General features: G+C 33.3%; 1 protein-coding gene and 1 pseudogene. Both read left to right on the top strand.

From position 1 onward, the window contains the following. Nucleotides 1-1,176: hypothetical protein (locus AWE51_RS21005; protein ID WP_157766186.1), on the top strand; the 1,176-nt coding region annotated here is incomplete at its 5' end. Between the two features lie 130 nt (nt 1,177-1,306). After that, nucleotides 1,307-2,072 (top strand): annotated as a pseudogene (locus AWE51_RS21000) (hypothetical protein); the annotation flags it as partial.

Raw genomic sequence — 2,072 nt, 5'->3', positions numbered from 1 at the left:
CAGGATGAGGTTAAGTTATCAGATTTAGATTTGTTATTATTAACACAGGGTTGGAGTCGTTATCATTGGAATAATATCAAGAACAAGGAACCTAAAGTATTATATGATTTTAATAGGGGCTTGGTATTACGAGGCAGGGTTCAGAATACTAGAGTAAGTAAGATAGACAAGGTGTATTTGTTTCCTTTTGAGAATAATCCTGGCAGCGTTATTGATTTAGACCCTAATGACAATAGTTTTGTAGTAAATACTTTGTTTTTAAAGAAGAATGAGAAGCTTCGTTTTTCTACGATACGTAGTAATGGTAGTATGGCTAGAACGAATATGTATTTAAAGGTACAGACGAATCGATTTAAGAAGCCTTTTGAGACAAATTTGTTGGATACCAGTATAAAGAATAGATTATCTATGCCTGATTTGACAGAGATTGTGGATAGTTTTTATAATGACGATGTTGAGAAATTAGAGAAGGTAATAGTTAAGGGCTCAAAGAAGAAGGAAGAGTTTAATGACGCCTTTATATCTGATAATGTAAAGAGAAATGCGAGAAAGATTTCTAAACAGGATACACAGAACTTCCCTAACATATTAGACTATATAGCTACAAAAGGGTTTAGAATAAAATATGGTACTGGAATAGAAGGACCTCCTGGAAAACCAGAGTTAGGAAGCCCTTTGATTTCTATTGTCCCTGTTAATAATAGCAGTGGTGGATCAGGTGTTGCCGTATATATTGATGATATTAAGTTATCAAATCTAGATCTCTTGTTTAATTTACAGACTGAAGATATCGATCAGATATTAGTTGATAAAAGAGGCTCAATAACAGGTTTAAGTGCCGTTGGAACAATACTCATTTACACCAGAAAAGTTCCCTTAGAAGGGTTTGGCAAACAAAAAGAGAGTTCTTATATCACAGAGTATAGCTTAGACAAAGGCTTTGAGCCTATCAAAGAGTTTTACACGCCAAAGTATCTTAATTATTCAAGTCCTGGATTTAAAAATTATGGTACGATTCATTGGGAGCCACAACTACAACCCGATAAAAATGGTTCGGCATTATTTAAGATTCCAGATACGGGATTAGAGGGTGTTACTTTTTATATTGAAGGTATGGGAAGTGACGGAACACTAATTTCAAAAATACAAACAATACAAAACAAAAACTCTAACTAGAAAAAGATAATAAACTTAAGTTAAAAACCTTATTGTTAATAGTTTAAGTGTTTTTCGATGTTTATATTTAAGTTCATTGACTAATTTGTCATTTTAATCATCAATTTTATCTTTATAAATCCTGCAGATTATGCGTTCATCATCTTTTCTTTTAGGTTTATTATTTAGTTCATTTCTTTCATTTGGTCAGGCTACTGTTGTAGATTCAGAAGCTGCCGTATCATCTTATTTTAAACTACCTAGAGAGACAGTTTACTTACATTTAAACAAGAGCACATATGTTGTTCAGGATGAGATTTGGTTTAAGGGTTATGTTCATGATCGTAAGAATGGTTTACCGTCTTTAGCGAGCACTAATTTTAATATAGAGGTTTTTGATGATCAAGGTACCGAGAAGTATAGTGGATTATTTTTAGGCTATCAAGGCGTTACTTTGGGTAATATTGGGATTGGATCAGATTGGAAGAGTGGGGATTATTATGTTCGTATCTCTACGAATTGGATGAATAATTTTATAGAGGATGATTCTTTTACTTCAAAGATTCGTATTATCAATGGTGATTTATCAGTAGATGCTACAAGTGTTGAAGATTCATATGATTTTCAGTTATTGCCAGAAGGTGGTCATTTGGTTAGTGAAGTAGACAATACGGTTGGATTTAAGTTATTAGATAGTCAGGGTAGAGGCAAGAGTTTTGATGAGGGTTTTATAGTTGATGCCCAGAATAATAAGCTTGTAAGTTTTACATCTAATAGTTTAGGTTTAGGTAAGTTTAGGTTTCGTCCAGTTTTAGGCGGGCAGTATAGTGCTAAGGTTATTTTAGGAGATGGCAAGGAACTTAGTATTCCTATAAAAGATATAAAGGGTAGTGGTATTTCGATGCAGGTTGATAGCA

It is taken from the genome of Aquimarina aggregata, from assembly GCF_001632745.1.
Lineage (GTDB): Bacteria > Bacteroidota > Bacteroidia > Flavobacteriales > Flavobacteriaceae > Aquimarina > Aquimarina aggregata.
This window is presented reverse-complemented; position numbering and strand designations above follow the sequence as displayed.